General features: G+C 47.4%; 3 protein-coding genes. 2 read left to right on the forward strand and 1 reads right to left on the reverse strand.

What is annotated here, in order from left to right; all coding sequences use genetic code 11:
- On the forward strand, positions 1–381 hold a 381-nt coding region (locus ACTIE6_RS12960; RefSeq protein ID WP_439557042.1), incomplete at its 5' end, for a helix-turn-helix domain-containing protein.
- 24 nt (positions 382–405) lie between these two features.
- Positions 406–1,857, forward strand: coding sequence for an ATP-binding protein (locus ACTIE6_RS12965; RefSeq protein WP_439557043.1), 1,452 nt, complete (start codon positions 406–408; stop codon positions 1,855–1,857).
- Between the two features lie 69 nt (positions 1,858–1,926).
- Here ACTIE6_RS12965 and ACTIE6_RS12970 read toward each other — a convergent pair.
- A partial coding sequence (locus ACTIE6_RS12970; RefSeq protein WP_439557044.1) for an efflux RND transporter permease subunit occupies positions 1,927–3,885 on the reverse strand: 1,959 nt, incomplete at its 5' end.

Raw genomic sequence — 3,885 nt, forward strand, 5'->3', positions numbered from 1 at the left:
GAGGAAGTAAAAAGCGATTTTCTACACTATTCATGGCCGGGTAACCTCCGTGAATTGAAGAATGTGATCAAGAGAGCAACCCTGCTTTCTGATGGTGAACTGATTGAAGAAAAGGCGCTTCCATTTGAAATTGTAAATTACCGCAGACTAAAAGACCTGGACGAAGAGCCGGTGGCAGCAGCGCCAGCCGCTCCGGGCATTGTGGATACACTCGAAGGAGAAGATTCAAAACCAAGCTTGAAAACTGTTGCGAACGAGGCGGAGTATGATATGATCATGCAGGTTTTAAGAGATGTTAATTTCAATAAAAGTAAAGCTGCCCGCTTGCTGAATATTGACAGGAAGACGCTTTACAACAAAATGAAGCAGTTCGACATTTAGTCAGATCCGGCGGGTTAATGCATAATGAATAACAAAATAATTAAAGTCCTTCTTGTCGACGACGACGAAGACGACTATTTCCTTACCCGGGAATATTTTACGGACCTGGTTAACTGGAAGTTTGACATTACCTGGTGTGCAACATTCAGGGATGCGCAAAATGAAATCAAGACCAAAAAGTACGATCTGTACCTGTTTGACTACCTGCTTGGTGAAAGTACAGGTATAGATCTGATCGATCTCGCATGCCAGTTCGAATGCGAGGAGCCGATCATCCTTCTGACAGGAAAAGGAGATACTAAAATCGCGGTAGAAGCGCTGCGCCTCGGTGCAGCAGATTACCTGATCAAAAGCGAGCTGGACGCCGAGAAGCTGGAAAGGAGCATTCGCTATGCGCTGGAAAGAACATCGGTAATGAAGGCTTTGAAACATAGTGAAAGAAGGTACCGCCGGATTTTCGAGGAATCCAACGACTTCCTGTTTATAAGCGACCTGGCCGGTAATATTATCGACCTGAATGCATCTGCAGGCACGCTGACGGGCTATTCGGAGGAAGATCTGAAGTTCAAGAATATCCTTGATCTGATCGAGGAGCCGCAGTTTCCGGTACTTTGGAAGAATATCAAAGAGCACACCATACACGATCAGGAAGTAAAGTTGCTGACCAAAGACGGGGACAAGAAATACTGTCTTTTCTCGGCTTCTATTGAAATTGACGACGATCACCCGTACATACAGGGCCGTTTGCATGATATGACTGCCAGAAAGCAGTCGGAGAGAGAGCGATTGTTCTCGGAAAAAATGGCGGTAACCGGTCGGCTGGTACGCATGCTGGCGCACGAGGTAAGGAACCCGCTGACCAATGTGAACCTATCTGCCGAGCAGCTTGAAATGGAGCTCACGGATGAGGATCAGAAATTTTACACGCAAATCATCAAGCGTAACTGTACGAGGATCAATGATCTGATCTCACAGCTGTTACAGCCGTCCAGCTCGGCAGATATCGAGCTTGTAGAGAATTCGGTACACCTTGTTTTGAACCAGGCGATCGGCGCCGCGCTCGATCGTGTGCAGCTGAAACGCATTCAGATCGTCAATCATTTTGCCGAAGAAGACTTGTCCATTCCGCTGGATCCTGTTTCCCTTCAAATGGCTTTCCTTAACCTTATCACCAATGCGATCGAGGCGATGGAAGAGGATAAAGGTATCCTGCGCATTTACACCAAAAACCAGGGCGACAGCATTCAGGTGATCTTTATGGATAACGGATCCGGGATCAGTGAAGAGCATATGGAAAAGATTTTTGAACCTTATTTCACCGGTAAAAACAATGGAATGGGGATCGGCTTGTCAACTACGATGAGCATTATACACGCGCACCACGGCCGCATTGACGTGCAGTCGGAAGTAGGTGTGGGTACTACTTTTACAATCAGCTTCAAACCCAGCAATTCTCCCAACGAAACAACTGCCTGACTACAATCATGTAGTACAGGCAGTGATTCTTCTGGATAAGATGATGCACGTATAAGCCCCACCGCAACTTTACGAATTGACGTACGCTCTCTTTTGCTTACGATTGAAGAATCCGTAAATAATCGGAAAGATCAGCAAGGTGAGTACGGTAGCGGTAATCAATCCTCCGATTACTACGATCGCCAGCGGTTTCTGTGTTTCCGAACCGATCCCGGTTGATGTAGCAGCTGGTAACAGACCGATCGCCGCCATTAATGCGGTCATAATTACCGGCCTGATCCTTGATTTTACACCTTCCCTTATTGCATCGTCCAGCGGCATTCTGGCAGCCAGATTTTTGTTAAACACAGAGATCAGGATTACTCCGTTCTGGACACAGAGGCCAAACAATGCAATAAAACCGACACCTGCAGATATACCGAAGTTCATGTGCGTAACATGCAATGCCAGGATGCCGCCGATGAGGGCAAAAGGTACGTTTACTAACACCAGACCGGCATCTTTCGCATTGCTGAACATGATAAAAAGGAGGATAAATATGCCGACAAGACTGATCGGTACGACTTGTCCGAGCCGGGCGGTAGCACGAACCTGGTTTTCAAACTCGCCTGACCAATTCACAGAATAACCTTTCGGCAGGTTTTTCAGCATTGGTTTTACCCGGTTCTGGGCATCTGCAATGGTACTTCCCAGGTCACGTTCGCGAACAGAGAATTTGACACCGATAAAACGTTTGTTGTTGTCACGGTACACGAATGCAGGCCCGGTGACTGTACGAATGGAGGAAATCTCTTTCAATGGGATTTTGCCGCCTGTCAATGTAGGTACCATCAGTTGCTGGATATCGTCTACTGTACGCCGGTATTGTTCTTCGTAACGCAGGCGAATGTCAAATTTGCGCTCGCCTTCGTACAGTATGGAGGCTGTTTTACCACCGATTGCCATTTCAATTACAGCTTGTGCGTCAGCGATACTTACTCCGTACTGCGCCATTTTATGATCGTGCAAAATCACGCTGACTTCGGGCTGGCCGATATTTCTCAAAATCCCCACATCCTTGATCCCGGGCACATCCTTGATCGCTTCCAGTACTTCATTGGCTTTGGTGTTCAGCGTTTCCAGGTCGTCGCCGTATATTTTTACTGCATTACTCGCATTCATCCCCGCAACTGCCTCGGCCACATTGTCGATAATCGGCTGTGAGTAATTATAGTTGATCCCCTGGAATTGTTTGAGCTTCTTGTCCATTTCCTCGATCAGCTGATCCTGCGTGATCTTGCGTTTCCATTCTTCTTTCGGTTTGAGGTTCACCTGCATTTGCACATAATAGAAGCCCGAAGGGTCGGTACCGTCATTGGAGCGGCCGGTTTGTGAAAGCACGCCATTTACTTCCGGGAATTCATTCAGTTTTGCCCGCAGTGTACTTACCATTTTGATCGTTTCATTCAGCGAGCTGCTCATCGGCATTTTAGCTTCCACCCAAAGTGCGCCTTCATTCAAAGTCGGCAGAAATTCGGTACCGAGGAATTTGGCAGAAAACAGGGAGGCCACAAGGAAAACCATCGCCAGTATCATACTGATCTTTTTTCTTGCATAACACCATTCAAAACCGCGACTTACCGTATTGTCGAAGAACCGCACAATCGGGTTACTTTTCTCCCGGACATTCTTGCGGAGCAGGATAGAGCAAAGCACAGGAACGAGCGTAAGTGTGTAAAGCAATGCGCCGAGCAAGGCAAAGCCCAGTGTGTAGGCGAGGGGAGTGAACATTTTGCCCTCTACTTTCTGAAAGCTGAAAATGGGGATCAATGCGGTGATAATGATCAGTTTGGAAAAGAAGATTGCTTTCCCCAGCTCGCCGCCGGTTCTTTTCACCAGTCCGAGCTTGGAAAGTTTGTTGTACCGCTCCATTCCATTCTTATGCGCGAGATGATCCAGCGCCACAAAAATCCCTTCTACCATCACCACCGCGCCGTCTATAATGATCCCGAAATCGATAGCACCCATGGAAAGCAGGTTGGCCGACAT

The sequence above is a fragment of the Dyadobacter sp. genome (assembly GCF_051859145.1).
Classification (GTDB): domain Bacteria; phylum Bacteroidota; class Bacteroidia; order Cytophagales; family Spirosomataceae; genus Dyadobacter.